This is a genomic window from Cryobacterium sp. M25 (genome assembly GCF_002929635.1).
Lineage (GTDB): Bacteria > Actinomycetota > Actinomycetes > Actinomycetales > Microbacteriaceae > Cryobacterium > Cryobacterium sandaracinum.
The window spans coordinates 1-14,019 of record NZ_PJJU01000046.1; the positions used below are offsets into that span (position 1 = coordinate 1).

14 protein-coding genes are annotated in these 14,019 nt (G+C 69.4%); 7 read left to right on the forward strand and 7 right to left on the reverse strand.

Features of this window, described 5'->3' with window-relative positions; all coding sequences use genetic code 11:
- Positions 1-53 precede the first annotated feature (53 nt).
- From purM to CXY81_RS06025, 6 genes are all read right to left on the reverse strand, one after another.
- Positions 54-1,157 carry a phosphoribosylformylglycinamidine cyclo-ligase gene (purM, locus tag CXY81_RS06000; RefSeq protein WP_104194307.1) on the reverse strand — a complete coding sequence of 368 codons (1,104 nt, stop codon included), beginning with the start codon at positions 1,155-1,157 and terminating at the stop codon, positions 54-56.
- Positions 1,154-2,761 carry an amidophosphoribosyltransferase gene (gene purF, locus CXY81_RS06005; protein WP_104194308.1) on the reverse strand — a complete coding sequence of 536 codons (1,608 nt, stop codon included), beginning with the start codon at positions 2,759-2,761 and terminating at the stop codon, positions 1,154-1,156. Before purF ends, purM begins: the two co-directional genes overlap by 4 nt.
- 116 nt (positions 2,762-2,877) lie before the next feature.
- Positions 2,878-3,276 carry a hypothetical protein gene (locus CXY81_RS16600; protein WP_199182980.1) on the reverse strand — a complete coding sequence of 133 codons (399 nt, stop codon included), beginning with the start codon at positions 3,274-3,276 and terminating at the stop codon, positions 2,878-2,880.
- A gap of 269 nt (positions 3,277-3,545) precedes the next feature.
- On the reverse strand, positions 3,546-3,998 hold the full coding sequence (locus CXY81_RS06015; protein ID WP_104194309.1) for a MarR family winged helix-turn-helix transcriptional regulator: 453 nt from the start codon (positions 3,996-3,998) through the stop codon (positions 3,546-3,548).
- Complete coding sequence (locus tag CXY81_RS06020; RefSeq protein WP_104194310.1) at positions 3,995-4,627, reverse strand: NAD(P)-dependent oxidoreductase; 633 nt, start codon at positions 4,625-4,627, stop codon at positions 3,995-3,997. Before CXY81_RS06020 ends, CXY81_RS06015 begins: the two co-directional genes overlap by 4 nt.
- 119 nt (positions 4,628-4,746) lie before the next feature.
- Entirely contained in the window at positions 4,747-5,106 is a 360-nt protein-coding gene (locus tag CXY81_RS06025) for a sterol carrier family protein (protein WP_104099459.1), read from the reverse strand.
- A 199-nt stretch (positions 5,107-5,305) separates the two neighbouring features.
- Here CXY81_RS06025 and purD point away from each other — a divergent pair, with 199 nt between their 5' ends.
- The 4 genes from purD to CXY81_RS06045 all read left to right on the forward strand — a co-directional run bounded on the left by purD (position 5,306) and on the right by CXY81_RS06045 (position 9,510).
- On the forward strand, positions 5,306-6,583 hold the full coding sequence (gene purD / locus CXY81_RS06030) for a phosphoribosylamine--glycine ligase (RefSeq protein WP_104194311.1): 1,278 nt from the start codon (positions 5,306-5,308) through the stop codon (positions 6,581-6,583).
- A 329-nt stretch (positions 6,584-6,912) separates the two neighbouring features.
- Positions 6,913-7,833: a phosphoribosylaminoimidazolesuccinocarboxamide synthase gene (locus CXY81_RS06035; RefSeq protein ID WP_104194344.1), complete on the forward strand. Its 921-nt coding sequence runs from the start codon at positions 6,913-6,915 to the stop codon at positions 7,831-7,833.
- A 167-nt stretch (positions 7,834-8,000) separates the two neighbouring features.
- On the forward strand, positions 8,001-8,384 hold the full coding sequence (locus CXY81_RS06040) for a VOC family protein (protein ID WP_104169578.1): 384 nt from the start codon (positions 8,001-8,003) through the stop codon (positions 8,382-8,384).
- 298 nt (positions 8,385-8,682) lie between these two features.
- Complete coding sequence (locus CXY81_RS06045) at positions 8,683-9,510, forward strand: VOC family protein (protein ID WP_104169581.1); 828 nt, start codon at positions 8,683-8,685, stop codon at positions 9,508-9,510.
- 83 nt (positions 9,511-9,593) lie between these two features.
- Here CXY81_RS06045 and CXY81_RS06050 read toward each other — a convergent pair whose 3' ends face one another.
- Positions 9,594-10,328: a TetR/AcrR family transcriptional regulator gene (locus CXY81_RS06050; protein WP_158252013.1), complete on the reverse strand. Its 735-nt coding sequence runs from the start codon at positions 10,326-10,328 to the stop codon at positions 9,594-9,596.
- Between the two features lie 136 nt (positions 10,329-10,464).
- On the opposite strand from CXY81_RS06050, the gene kynA reads away from it, so the two are divergent.
- From kynA to CXY81_RS06065, 3 genes are all read left to right on the forward strand, one after another.
- Positions 10,465-11,319 (forward strand): tryptophan 2,3-dioxygenase, encoded by an 855-nt coding sequence (gene kynA, locus CXY81_RS06055; protein WP_104194312.1) that lies wholly within the window; start codon positions 10,465-10,467, stop codon positions 11,317-11,319.
- Positions 11,320-11,398: 79 nt separating this feature from the next.
- Positions 11,399-12,430 carry an amidohydrolase gene (locus CXY81_RS06060; protein ID WP_146067632.1) on the forward strand — a complete coding sequence of 344 codons (1,032 nt, stop codon included), beginning with the start codon at positions 11,399-11,401 and terminating at the stop codon, positions 12,428-12,430.
- Between the two features lie 173 nt (positions 12,431-12,603).
- Complete coding sequence (locus CXY81_RS06065; protein ID WP_104194314.1) at positions 12,604-14,016, forward strand: aminotransferase class V-fold PLP-dependent enzyme; 1,413 nt, start codon at positions 12,604-12,606, stop codon at positions 14,014-14,016.
- Positions 14,017-14,019 lie beyond the last annotated feature (3 nt).

Sequence of the window (14,019 nt, forward strand, 5' to 3'; positions counted from 1 at the left end):
GCCCGGCGGGCGGCCCGGCGGGCGGCCCGGCGGGGCGGCCTGCGGGCGGCCTGCTAGAGCGCGTAGCCGCCGACCAGGCGCACGGCGCCGCCGTTCACGCCCTTGGCACCCTGCTCAAAGCCCGCGAGGTCGTGCCGGGCGGTCGACACACGGCCGGCCACCCAGGCCGGCACTCCCTCGGTGGCGAGGCGCGCGATGACGGATGACGCCGATTCGGCCGCGACGACGGCGAACATGCCGACACCCAGGTTCCAGGTGCCCTCCGCGCTCTCGAGCGAGGAGCCGGCGAGTTCGCTGAGCACCCGGAAGACCGGGGACGGCGACCAGGTGGACCGGTCGACCTCCACCCAGGCGCCGAGCGGGAGCACGCGAGCGAGGTTCGCCGCGATGCCGCCGCCGGTGACGTGGCTGAGCGAGTGCACGACGCCGGCGAGCTCCGGGTCGGAGATCACGCCGAGCAGCGGCCCGGTGTAGAGCCGCGTCGGCTCGAGCAGGACCTCGCCGACCACGCCGCCGAAATCGGCGGACGTGTCGGTGTAGCCGATGCCGCGGTTGGCGAGGATGTGCCGCACGAGCGAGTAGCCGTTGGAGTGCAGGCCGGAAGAGGCCAGCGCCACGACGACGTCGCCGTGGCGGACCTTCTCCGCGCCGAGCACCTGGTCGGCTTCCACCACGCCGGTGGCGGCGCCGGCCACGTCGTAGTCGTCCACGCCGAGGAGGCCGGGGTGTTCGGCGGTCTCGCCGCCGACGAGTGCGGTGCCGGTGGCGGCGCAGGCGCGGGCGATGCCCGCGACGATGTCCGCGATCCGCTCGGGGACGACCTTGCCGCAAGCGATGTAGTCGGTCATGAAGAGCGGGCGGGCCCCGACGACGATGATGTCGTCGACGACCATGCCCACAAGGTCCTGGCCGATCGTGTCGTGCTTGTCGATGGCCTGGGCGATCGCGACCTTGGTGCCGACGCCATCCGTTGACGTGGCCAGCAGCGGGCGCGTGTAGCCGGTGAGGAAGGAGACGTCGTAGAGGCCGGCAAAACCGCCGAACCCGCCGAGCACCTCGGGACCGTGCGTGTTCGACACGGCCTCCTTCATCAGGGAGACGGCGAGGTCGCCGGCCGTGGTGTCCACTCCGGCCGCCGCATAGGATGCGTTGCTCATTCTTGTCTTCCTGGGTCGCCGATCGGGGGCTTACCCTTTTTGACCAGGGATTCTTCGCGCAGTGCTTCCTGGCGCAGTGAGGTGGGGGCGAGCAGAGGCTCGAATTCCGAGTCGGGACCCGGGTCGCATCCGTTCGAGGCGGCGGCCGGACGTTCCAACAGGTTCTTGCCCAGGTGTGCTGAGTCGGGCAGCGGGATCGGATAGACCCCGGTGAAGCAGGCCGTGCATAGGCGTTCGGGCGGCTGCTCGGTCGCGGCGATCATGCCCTCCGGTGAGAGGTACCCGAGCGAGTCGGCGCCGATGGCCTGGCGCACCTCGTCGACGCCGAGGCCGGTCGCGATCAGTTCCGCGCGGGAGGCGAAGTCGATGCCGTAGAAGCAGGGCCAGGTGATCGGCGGGCTCGAGATGCGCACGTGCACCTCGGCCGCACCGGCCTCCCGCAGCATGCTGACCAGGGCACGCTGGGTGTTGCCGCGCACGATCGAGTCGTCGACGACGATCAGCCGTTTGCCCTTGATCACGGCCTTGAGCGGGTTGAGCTTGAGCTTGATTCCCCGCTGGCGGATGGTCTCCGACGGCTGGATGAAGGTGCGCCCCACGTAGGAGTTCTTCACCAGACCCTGGCCGAACGGAATTCCGGATGCCTGCGCGTACCCGATCGCGGCCGGCGTGCCGGACTCGGGGGTCGGGATGACGAGGTCGGCCTCGACGGGGTACTCCTGGGCGAGGCGACGGCCCATCTCGACCCGCGCCTCGTGCACGCCGCGGCCGGCGATAGTGGTGTCGGGCCGGGCCAGGTAGACGTACTCGAACACGCAGCCGGCGGGCTTCGCTTCGGCGAAGCGCTGCGTGCGCAGGCCGTCCTCGTCGATGGTGATGAGCTCGCCCGGCTCGACCTCGCGCACGAAGCTGGCGCCCACGATGTCGAGGGCGGCGGTTTCGGATGCGACCACCCAGCCACGCTCGAGGCGGCCGAGCACCAGCGGGCGCACCCCCTGCGGGTCGCGGGCGGCGTAGAGGGTGGTCTCGTCCATGAAGACGAGGCTGAAAGCGCCGCGCAGACGCGGCAGAACCTCGAGCGCCGTGGCTTCGAGGGTGTGGTCGAGATCGCCGGTGAAGAGGGCGGTGATCACTGCGGTGTCGGTGGTGTTGCCGCGGGCGAGCTCGCCCTCCACCTTCAAGTAGCGTTCGTGCACGAGCTGCAGGAGCTCGGCCGTGTTGGTGAGGTTGCCGTTGTGGCCGAGGGCGACCGTGCCGCCCGAGGTGCGGCCCAGGGTGGGCTGGGCATTCTGCCAGCTGGACGACCCGGTGGTCGAGTAGCGGGTGTGCCCGACGGCGATGTGGCCGATCAGTGTGCTCAGCGCGGCCTCGTTGAAGACCTGGGAGACCAGGCCCATGTCCTTGTAGATCAGGATCTTCGAGCCGTCACTCGTGGCGATCCCGGCCGATTCCTGGCCCCGGTGCTGCAGGGCATAGAGGCCGAAATAGCTGAGCTTAGCCACCTCTTCACCGGGAGCCCAGACGCCGAAAACGCCGCAGGCATCTTGCGGCCCCTTCTCTCCGGGGAGTAGATCATGGCCTAAAAGTCCGTCGCCGCCAGCCAAATCGGTGCCTCTTCTACTATCAGTGCTCGGGGAAATGTGTGCTGAGAGTTGTGGGGTGACCGGGAGCTTCTCCGCTTCGGTCCGGTGAGCCGTGTTGTTGGGAAGGGCGGGTTGAGCTAGTCCCGATCAGAATTCGACGAGTCGGATACGGCATCCGGAGACTCGGAATCGCTCGGACCGACAGCTGCCACTCTATCGACGACGACCGTCTTCCCGCGGCGGGAGATGACACGGTCGATGATGATGGCGACGACGGCACCCACGGCGACGCCCAGCGTGAGGAACGCGAGCAACAGGAATCCGAAGACCTGGGTAGCCCCGAACTCGGCGTTCTCGGGAAACACGACCGTGAGAACCAGGGCCGCGATCGCACCGATCAGGGCGCCGAGGAGCATGAAGTTGAAGAAGCGGGGCGAGCGCCGCACGGTAACGGTGGACTTGTCGACGATCGATTCGCCGGCACTCTCACCGGCGCCGGAATCGGACTGCTGCTCGGGCTGTTGGTCTGAGATCACGTGTTCATTCTCGCACGCCAGATCGGTCCTGCGGCTGTGTGTTGGCTCTGCCCGGCGGATGCCAGCCTGTCCGGATGAATGGGATTGCGGTACGCGGGAGCGCGAACATGGACCTCGTCGTGCGGCAGCCGCGGCGGCCCGTCAGGGTGGCGCGGTGGACTTCCGCGAACACGGAAGTTCAGCGTTCGGCGATCACCGCGGCGGCCGGTGGACGATCCACTAGGCCGAGCCGACCGCCCCGGTCGCGCCTGTCACAATGACCGCACCTCTCAGGATCCCTTGACCTGTGCGAGCAGTCCAGCGAGTTCGGTCAGTGCGTCATCGGTCAGCGTGTCGAACCATGGTGCGGAGCGTTCTATCGCGAGAGTTTCGAACGCCTCGACCTGGGAACGCGCGAATCCGGTGAGCCTGAGGAGCCGCACCCGTCCGTCCTGGTCGGATGCGAACTGCTCGACCAGGTCATGCTCGCGCAATTGGTCGACGAGTTGGGTGATGGCCCCCGGTGTGACGTGCAACAGTGCGGCAAGCCGGCCCGGAGAGACAGAGTCCTGCGCGTGAGCGAGGACGAAGAGGACATCCAGCTGGGTGCGTGTGAGGACCGTGCTGCCGAACGGAGTCGATCGCGGGCTCGCGATCGACCGCGACAGACGAACGACCGCCGCCAGGACCTCCCCCATCTGCCTGGACCGGTGCGAGGTGAGCAGGTGCGCCGATTGTGTCATGCGCTGATAAACGGCATCTGCCCGATGAAGGTGCGATCCTCCACCTGGGTGAGGATGAAGTCCGCGAGATCATCTCGACTGATCTGGGTGCTCGCATTAACGCCCACCCATCCCACCCGGTAGGTTCCAGCACCCGGCTTCTCGGTCAACCGCGGACCACGAACGACCGTCCACTCCAACCCGGACGCCTCGAGCACCCGAAGGTGCTGCTCCGCGTCGGCGAGAACATGCCCGGACAGGGTCTTCAGCAAGAACCTGATGACGCGGTCTGCGGGCCCGGGCCGGTCCAGTGGAGCGGATAGCCCACCGCCCGACAGGGTGACGATCCGCTTTACTTCGTGCCGCCCCATGGCGTCCACGATGAGCTGGTTGCCCTCGGCCTGCAGCGTCGGCGGCGACCCCTTGACCTGCCCGAACAGGCTGAGCACGGCGTCTGACCCCGCCACCGCCTGATCCACGGCATCCGCGTCCAACACGTCACCGCGAATAACCGTCAGAGCCGGCGACGTGGTGACGAGCTTGGCCGGATCACGCACCAGAGCCCGCACCTCGCATCCCGCGGCAAGAGCGCGCGTCAGCACGCGATGACCGGTCTTACCGGTCGCACCGAACAAAGCAATCACTGTCATAAGAATTAGTTTAGTCGCTAAATGTTGTGATCGGATGATGCTGCCACCGAACCAAAACGACGGGGAAAACTCACGAGGGAGGAAAGGGGGAGTCGCGTCCGAGACGGAGGTGGGAGGCGTCAGAGAAGCGGCAGGTGCCCGACCAGGTCGGCGCGCTGGCCGGAGGCGGCGATGCGACCGGATGCGATGCCATCAGCCCACGAGAGCGTTCCGGTGGCGAGGGCGAGCCAGGTGGGGGCATCCGTCTCAATGACGTTCGGCGGTGTGCCGCGGGTGTGGCGCGGACCGGCGATGCACTGCACGGCCCCGAACGGCGGCACGCGAACCTCGAGTGTGTTGCCGGTTGCCTTCTCGGCGAGCAGCTGCAGCGTGTACCGAACCGCCAGGGCACGGATGTCCCGGCTCGCCTCACCCTGCTGCGCCGCGTATTCGCGCACCGCCGCGCGCCCCACGCCGTCGTCAATTCTCGCTCGTGCCACGCCACCAGTCTGCCTCCTGTCTGCGGTCCGTGCCGGCCGCCCGCTCCTTGCGCCGCCAGCCCACCTCGCGAGCATGCTGCGCCGCTGCGCGCCTGGCACACCATGCGCGTATCGGCGCAGCATGGGCGCAGCGCTCTTGCGCCAGTACCCGCTGTCCGCCGCCCGCGCGGGGCTACGCGGCATCCGCTAATCTGACGGGGTGAAGATTCTGGTCCTCGGTTCCGGTGCCCGCGAGCACGCCATCATCACCGCGCTGCTCCGCGAGGAGCCGCGCCACGACATCGTGGCGGCGCCAGGCAATGCCGGCATCGCCCGGGATGTGCCGGTGATTCCGCTCGACCCGGCCGACCCCGAGCAGGTCACGAACTACGCGAACCTCAACGGCATCGAGCTCGTCGTGGTGGGGCCGGAGGCGCCGCTCGTCGCCGGGGTCGCCGATGCGCTGCGCACCCGGGGCATCCCGGTATTCGGTCCGGACCGGGCCGCAGCCGCCCTCGAAGGCAGCAAAACATTCGCCAAACGCATCATGGATGCCGCGGGCGTGCCCACCGGACGCGCCGAACGCGCCGGGTCGCTCGCCGAAGCCACGTCCGCACTCGACGAGTTCGGGGCGCCCTACGTGGTGAAGGCCGACGGCCTCGCCGCCGGCAAGGGCGTGCTCGTCACCGTGGACCGTACGGCCGCGATCAACCATGCCATCTACTGGCTTCAGCACGGCAGCGTGCTGATCGAAGAATTCCTGGACGGGCAGGAGGTCTCCCTCTTCCTGCTCAGCGACGGCAACAGCGTGCTGCCGCTCTCCCCCGCCCAGGACTACAAACGCCTCGGTGACGGTGACCTCGGCCCGAACACCGGCGGCATGGGCGCCTATTCGCCGCTGCCCTGGCTCGACGCCGAATTCGGCAGTGAACAGGCTTTCGTAGACGAGGTCATCGAAACGATCGCGTTGCCCACGGTGCGCAAGCTCGCCGCCGAGGACACTCCCTTCATCGGTCTGCTCTACTGCGGCCTCATTCTCACGACCGAGGGCATCCGGGTGATCGAATTCAACGCCCGGTTCGGCGACCCGGAGACCCAGGTGGTTCTGCCGCGCCTGGTCACGCCGCTGTCGGGTCTGCTGCTCGCGGCCTCCACCGGCGGCCTCGGCGGCCTGGCCCGCCCGGTATTCTCGGCTGACGCCTGCGTCACGGTCGTGCTCGCGAGCGAGAACTATCCGGATGCGCCGGTCACCGGACGCGCTCTCACCGGCCTGGCCGCGGCATCCGCTGTGCCCGGCGTCAGTATTGCGCATGCGGCGACGGCCGTCGTCGACGACACCCTCGTGTCCACCGGCGGACGCGTGCTCAGCGTCGTCGCGGTCGGCGACGGCCTTACGGATGCCCGCGCCCGCGCCTACGAGGCGCTCACCCTGATCACGCTTGAGGGTTGCCAGTTCCGCACCGACATCGCCGCCCGCGTCGCCCGCTGTGCCCGGTAAACCCGCCGAGCCCGCCGAGCCCGCCGAACCCTCGTCTCACTGGCCCGGCTGAGCTGTCGCCGCCCGCCATTTCCGTGGCCAACTCAGGAGATCCATTCGGCGAGCGCTGAGAACACCCGAGAACACCAGGCCGAATGACACCGGCAGCGCAAATCTCCTGAGTTAGCCCCTCCCCCCGGGATCCTCGGCGCGGAAGTGCGGCACGCCGCGGGCGGCACGAGCCCGGCACGAGCGCGGCAGCCCCCACGCCGGCCCCGCGTTGGCGCGGGCACCGGCCGGTGCGCAAGAATATAGCCGTGACCGCACTAGACCAGCCCGCCGCATCCGCTCTGCCCGACCTGCCGGGATGGCGTCACGCCTACTCGGGCAAGGTGCGCGACCTCTATGTTCCGGATGCCGCGGCCGACCTCGCGACCGCCGCACGCGTGCTCGTGGTCGCCAGCGACCGCGTCAGCGCGTTCGACCACGTTCTCGAGCCCGGCATTCCGGGCAAGGGCGAACTGCTCACCACTCTCAGCCTCTGGTGGTTCGACCAGCTCGTGGGCTTCCCCAACCACCTCGTGCCGGACCACACCGTCAACGGGGCTGTGACCAGCCTGCTCCCGTCCGCCGTTGCCGGGCGCGCCATGCTCTGCAAGACCCTCGACATGTTCCCGATCGAGTGCGTCGTGCGCGGGTACCTGACCGGATCGGGCTGGGAGGAATACCAGTCCACCCAGACGGTGTGCGGCATCCAACTGCCTGCCGGCTTGAAGAACGGCGACCGCCTGCCCGAACCCATCTTCACCCCGGCGTGGAAGGCCCCGCTGGGCGAGCACGATGAGAACATCTCGTTCGAGCGCACGGTGGAGCTGGTCGGGGCATCCGTTGCCGACGAGCTGCGCCGCCTGTCACTGGAGATCTTCGGCCACGCCTCGGCGATCGCCGAGAAAGCCGGGGTCATCCTGGCCGACACGAAATTCGAGTTCGGAGCCGACCGACTCACGGGCGCCATCACGGTCGCCGACGAGGTGCTCACCAGCGACTCGAGCCGCTATTGGGACGCCTCGCTCTGGCAGTCCGGCACGACACCGGAACAACGGATGGCCAGTTTCGACAAGCAGATCGTTCGCGACTGGCTCGCGGCCAACTGGGACCTGACCGGCACACCGCCGGCGCTTCCGGCGGAGATCATCGGGCAGACCGCGGCCCGTTACCTGGAACTGCTGGCGCGGCTGACGCACGCGGCTTCCGCGGCCGGCGAGACGTAGGCGCGGCCGGCGCGGCGTAGGCGCGGCGGCGCGGCGTAGGCGAGTCCGCGGTGGCCCGCGTTTCTACGCGGGCACCGCACCGTCGCTGGGCTTCCCCGCAGCCGGGCGTGCCGTCGCGGGGCGTCACGGCCCGGCGGCCACGGGCCGCAAACTGATACGCTCCGGCCATGCGAATCAAGATGTGCAGCGTCCACGTGAACGATCCGTCCGCCGCGTTCGACTTCTACACGTCCGTGCTCGGATTCGAGAAGCTGATGTCCATGCCGGAGCACCAGCTGTACATCGTGAAGTCCCCGGAAGACCCCGACGGGGTCGGCCTCCTCCTCGAGCCGAGCGACAACAAGGTCTCCCAGAAGTACGCTCAGGGCATCCGCAGCCTCGGGCTGCCGGCCATCGTGTTCGGCACACCGGATGTGCAGGCCGAGTACGAGCGACTCCGCACCCTGGGCGTTCAGTTCGCCGGCGCCCCCAGCACGGATGCCTACGGCACCTCCGTCATCTTCGACGACACCTGCGGCAACCTGATCCAGCTCCACGAAGACGAGCAGTAGCGAGCGCCCGGACTGCCGGGTCGCGTTCTGCGCTCCGACCCGCTTCCGACTCCCGATCCCCCTACAACTCCCGACTCCACCTCCCGACTCCAATCTGTGGCTAACTCAGGAGATCCCGACCAAGGCCGTCCCCGGGGCCACTGTTTCCGCGGCGGATGGTGTCCGATCGCGACCGTGCCGCCGGATCTCCTGAGTTAGCCCCCGCCGCGCGGCGCACGACCGGAATACCGGGCCCGGATCATCCGTTGGGGCCAGTGTGAATCGATTTGCGAACGACCTGCTGCCCGCATCCACCGGCATGGGCGCGGTGACCCTGCGGGTGGGCGACCTCGACGCCATGATCACGTATTACCGCGACGCGGTGACCCTCGAGCTGCAGAGCCACGAGGGGCCGGTCGCCGTGCTCGGGCGCGGAACCACACCGATCGTTGTTCTGCAGCACGCCCCGGAGCTGGCCGCCGCCGAGCCCCGCTCGAGCGGGCTGTTCCACACCGCCATCCTCTTCGATACGCAGGCGCAGCTCGCCGCGGCCGTCTACTCGGTGGGCACCACGCATCCGGGATCGTTCACCGGCAGTGCCGATCACCTGGTCAGCCAGGCCTTCTACTTTACCGACCCGGAGGGCAACGGCATCGAGCTGTACTGGGACCGCGACCGCACCGAGTGGAGCTGGACCCACGGCCAGGTCGAGATGGCCACCCTCTACCTCGACCCGAACACCTTCATCGGCGAGCACCTGACCCGGGACGGTCAGGCGCATCCGTCGGTCGGCAACGCCATCGTCGGGCACGTGCACCTTTCCGTCGGCGACGTGGGCACGGCCCGCGAGTTCTACGTGGACCGCCTCGGCTTCGAGGCGACGGCGACCCTCGGTGGCCAGGCCCTGTTCGTCTCGGCCGGCGGCTACCACCACCACATGGCCATGAACACCTGGAACAGCGCCGGCGCCGGCAAGCGCCGACTGGCCCTCGGGCTCGGCGAGGTCGATATCATCCTGCCGGGCACCGACGACATCGGTGCCCTCAACGAACGGATGTCCCACTTCGGCGTGCAGACCCGTCACGACGGGCAGACCCTCGGCTTCGACGACCCGTGGGGCAACCAGATCGTGGTGCGCACGAAGTAGCCCGCGGCCCGCACGGCGTCAGCGCACGGCGTCAGCGCACGGCGTCAGCGCGGCGCACCCCGCCGACGCCGAACGCAGATGTCCTATGCGCCGGCTCCGGGCGCAGCGCCGGCTCCCGGCGCCGCACCCGTGCCGCGGGAGGCCGCCCGGGTGGCACGGCGGCTCAGGCCGTGCACGGCCGCCTGGTATTCCTTGGCTCCCAGCGGACGTCCCGGCAGCTTGGGCCGGCCACAGTCGACGGCCCGCAGCCCGTCGAGCACGATCGACAGCTGGCGCCGCCACTGGCCGGTGTAACCGCCGCCGAGGGTGCCGAGCGAGCCCACCATGGTGACGAGGACCGCGAGGTCGACCGCATCGACATCCGTTCGGAGGTCGCCGTCGCGTTTGGCCTGCGTGACGAGGGCCGACAGCACCGCTTTGAACGAGGCCGCCTTGCCGCGCGCCGGGTCGACCGTCTCCATGCGCTTGAGGATGGGCGGCAGCGACGGGTCGGCGACGAGCCACTCGGCGACGCGTTCGGTGTAGACGACGATGCCGTCCCACGCGGTGGGGGCAGCCGCGATCTCGTCGCGCACCGAGGCCAGCTCGGCGAGGGAGATGTCGTGCAGGGCCCTGACGAGGTCGTCCCGGGTGGAAAAATTGCGGTACAGCGTGGCCACGCCCACGTCGGCGCGGCGGGCGATCTCCTCCAGCGAAGCGTCAACGCCGTGCACCGCGATCAGTGCCCGCGCCTCAACGAGGAGACGCTCACGGTTCTGCCGGGCGTCACGCCGTCGAGGCTGCGCCCCATCCTGCGGGGTCGATTCGGGCGAAGTCATGACCCTGAGTCTAGGTCCCGAACCTTGGCATCGCGGAGGCTCACCTCCACGCCTCCCCCTGGCAGGTGTCAGCCAGTTGCGCCGGGCCGGGGCTGTCCCGCACAATGCAGTCAGCACCCGAACGAAACGGAGCACCATGTCGGTCGAGCACAACACCCGCGAGTTCGATCCCGAGATCGTGACGGATTTCCGGGAGCGGTTGAGTTACGGCTCCTACCTCGATCTGGACACCCTGCTCGGTGCGCAGAAGCCGGTCAGCTCACCCGAGCACCACGACGAGCTTCTGTTCATCATCCAGCACCAGACCACCGAGCTCTGGCTGAAGCTCGTGCTGCACGAGCTGCGCGCCGCGACCGCGTTCCTGCGCCAGGACCAGATCGCCCCGGCCCTCAAATGCATCGCCCGGGTCAAGCACATCCAGCGCACCCTGACCGAGCAGTGGTCGGTGCTAGCCACGCTCACGCCCAGCGAATACGCCGAGTTCCGGCATTTCCTGGGCAACTCGTCCGGGTTCCAGTCGTATCAGTACCGGGCCGTCGAGTTCGCGCTCGGCAACAAGAACCGGCGCATGCTGAGCGTGTTCGAGAGCGATCCGGATGCTCACGCGCTCCTCTCCGAGATGCTTGCGGCCCCCAGCATTTATGACGAGTTCCTGCGCTACCTGCACCGGCAGGGGTTCGCTATCCCGGCATCCGTGCTGGAGCGCGACGTGACGGAGGCATGGGTGCTGCATCCGGAACTCGTGGCCACCTTTCGCGGGATCTACGAGAACGCGGGCGAGCACTGGGGTGCCTACGAGGCCTGCGAGGAACTCGTCGACCTGGAGGACAACTTCCAGCTCTGGCGGTTCCGTCACCTCAAGACCGTGCAGCGCATCATCGGCATGAAGACCGGTACCGGTGGGTCGAGCGGGGCCGCCTTCCTGCAGAAGGCGCTCGAGCTGACCTTCTTCCCCGAGTTGTTCGCCGTGCGCACCGAACTCGGCACATGAGGCACGGATGACCGGCGGCCGGCCAGGCGGATCGGTGCCAGGCGAACCGGTGCCGTGCGGACCGGTGCCAGGCGGATCGGTGCCGGGCAGGACGGTCGGCAGGACCGTGCTCCCGGGCTTCCTCGATGCGCATGTGCACCTCGCGCTGATCGACCCGGCCCCGCTCACCGCGGCCGGCATCGCCCGCGTGCTCGACCTCGGCGGGTGGACGCCGCCGAGGTCGACGCTTCCGGTCGAGTCCGACCCGGGTGCTCGACCTCGGCGGGTGGAGGTGGGCGCGGGAGAGCCACAGCGAGCGGGGCGTCCCGCGAGCGCGGTCCTTCCCGAGACCGTGTTCGCGGGGCAGTTCCTCGCCGCGCCGGGCGGCTACCCGAGCGAACGGTCCTGGGCCCCGGCAGGCAGCGTGCGCTTCGTGGCCCAGGCAACGGATGCCGCGGCCGCCGTCGACGACCAGCTGGCGCTCGGGGCATCCGTGATCAAGGTCACGCTGAACGGCGATGCCGGGCCAGTGCTGCCGCGCGCGGTTCTCGCGGCCATAGTCGGGCACGCCCACGATCGCGGGGCCCCCGTTCTCGCCCATGCCGAGGGGGCCGGCCAGGCGCTCCGCGCGTTCGAGGCCGGGGTGGACGCCCTGGCGCACACGCCGTTCAGCGAGCGGCTGGGCGACGAGGTGATTGCGGCCATGGCCGGGCGGATGGCATGGATCAGCACCCTCGACATCCACGGCTGGGGCGAGCCGACCGACGACTTCGATCGCGCGGTCGACAATCTGCGCCGCTTCCACCGGGCCGGCGGACAGGTGCTCTACGGCACCGACCTCGGCAACGGCCCGCTGCCGCTCGGGCTGAACCGGCGGGAGATCAACGCGCTGCTCGGCGCCGGCCTGAGCGGCGACGACGTGCTGCGGAGCCTGACCATGGGAAACCTCGGCGGCTTCCGGACCGTGCTGCGCGGCCCAACAGGCACCGAGCGCCTGGTCACGGTGCTGCGTGGCAAGCGCCCGGCCGACCCGGCCGCGTTCAGCGCCTGGCTCGGCACCGCCCGGGCGATCAGCCCGGCCGACCTGGGCGACCTCGGCGACCTCAGCACCCTCGACCCGCCGGATTCCTGAGCGCACCCCCGACCGCATCCGCCGCCGCGCGGCCGTCCGCGCTTCCCGCAGTCGCGCGGCCACCCGCGTGGGTGGGATACTGCCAGCGCGGCACGGTGTCGGCGAGTCCCCGGGAAGCGCGCATCGCTGCGAGAGATGGCTGCCCATCATCCGTTCGACCTCGAGGAATCCAGATGACCCCCCACACCGACACCAGCCCCGCCGGCAACGGCAGCCAGGATGCCCAGCTCGCCTTCGCCCGCCGGATGGACCGCATCGACGGGCTCGGGCACTACCGACGGCAGTTCGTCGGCATCGAACCCGACAGCGCGACCGGCGCGACCGGGCACACCCCGAGCCTCGTCGCCTACCTCGACGGCAACTCCCTCGGCCGGCCCACCCGGGCCAGCGTGGCCCGCATCACCGAGTTCCTCACCCACGACTGGGGCACCCGCCTGATCCGCGGCTGGGACGAGGCCTGGCTGGACCTTCCGCTGAAAATCGGCGACGACATCGGCCGCGCCGCCCTCGGGGCCGCGCCCGGCCAGGCCTTCGTCGGCGACTCGACCACCGTGCTGCTCTACAAGTTGGCGCGGGCGGCCGTCGACTACCTCCGCGTCGACGCGGAGCCGACGCGCACCGAGATCGTGCTGGACACCGACAACTTCCCCACCGACCGCTACCTGCTCGAGGGCATCGCGGCCGAACGTGGCATGACGCTGCACTGGATCCACTCCGACCCCGCGAGCGGCGTCACAGTGGAGCAGGTGCGGCAGGCCGTGGGCCCGCAGACGGCGCTCGTGCTGCTCAGCCACGTGGCCTACCGCTCCGGTTTCCTTGCCGATATGCGCGAGATCACCGCGGTGGTGCACGCCGCGGGCGGCCTCGTGCTCTGGGACCTCAGCCACTCGGTCGGCTCCGTGGTGGTCGAACTCGACCTGTGCGACGTGGACCTGGCCGTCGGCTGCTCCTACAAATACCTGAACGGCGGCCCCGGCGCCCCCGCGTTCGCCTATGTGCGCAGCGACCTGCAAGACGTTCTCACCCAGCCGATTCAGGGCTGGATGGGAACGAAGGATGTCTTCACGATGGGCCCGGGGTATGTGCCGGCCGACGGCATCCGTCGTTTCATGAGCGGAACCCCGCCGATCGTGGGGATGCTGGCCCTGCAGGATTCGCTCGCGATGATCGAGGAGGCGGGCATCGACCAGGTGCGCGCCAAGTCGGTGGCACTGACCGAGTTCGCGCTGACCCTCGTGGATGCCTGGCTTGCCCCGATGGGCGTGACTGTGTCGTCGCCGCGAGAGCCCACGCACCGCGGCGGTCACGTGACCGTGAACCACCCCGCCATGCGACAGGTGACGCAGATTCTGTGGGAGCACGATGTGATCCCCGATTTCCGCACGCCCGACGCACTGCGCATCGGCCTGTCCCCGCTGAGCACAAGCTTCGTCGAGACCTTCGAGGGGGTCGCGGCGATCCGGGACGTGCTGCGCGGTGTGCTGCTCGGGCAGAGCGGGCTTGCCGGCGGAGCCAACGGTGGTCTCGGCACCGGCCTGGGCACCGGCCTGGCCGGTGCGCTCGGCGGCCCGGGGGTCGGCCTGTAGGAT

What these genes read in the sequence shown, in the direction of transcription:
- purM (WP_104194307.1), bottom strand. Translation starts at nt 1,157, where the DNA reads ATGAGCAACGCATCCTATGCGGCGGCCGGAGTGGACACCACGGCCGGC.
- CXY81_RS06015 (WP_104194309.1), bottom strand. Translation starts at nt 3,998, where the DNA reads ATGACACAATCGGCGCACCTGCTCACCTCGCACCGGTCCAGGCAGATG.
- CXY81_RS06020 (WP_104194310.1), bottom strand. Translation starts at nt 4,627, where the DNA reads ATGACAGTGATTGCTTTGTTCGGTGCGACCGGTAAGACCGGTCATCGC.
- CXY81_RS06040 (WP_104169578.1), top strand. Translation starts at nt 8,001, where the DNA reads ATGCGAATCAAGATGTGCAGCGTCCACGTGAACGATCCGTCCGCCGCG.
- CXY81_RS06045 (WP_104169581.1), top strand. Translation starts at nt 8,683, where the DNA reads ATGGGCGCGGTGACCCTGCGGGTGGGCGACCTCGACGCCATGATCACG.
- CXY81_RS06050 (WP_158252013.1), bottom strand. Translation starts at nt 10,328, where the DNA reads ATGACTTCGCCCGAATCGACCCCGCAGGATGGGGCGCAGCCTCGACGG.
- kynA (WP_104194312.1), top strand. Translation starts at nt 10,465, where the DNA reads ATGTCGGTCGAGCACAACACCCGCGAGTTCGATCCCGAGATCGTGACG.
- CXY81_RS06065 (WP_104194314.1), top strand. Translation starts at nt 12,604, where the DNA reads ATGACCCCCCACACCGACACCAGCCCCGCCGGCAACGGCAGCCAGGAT.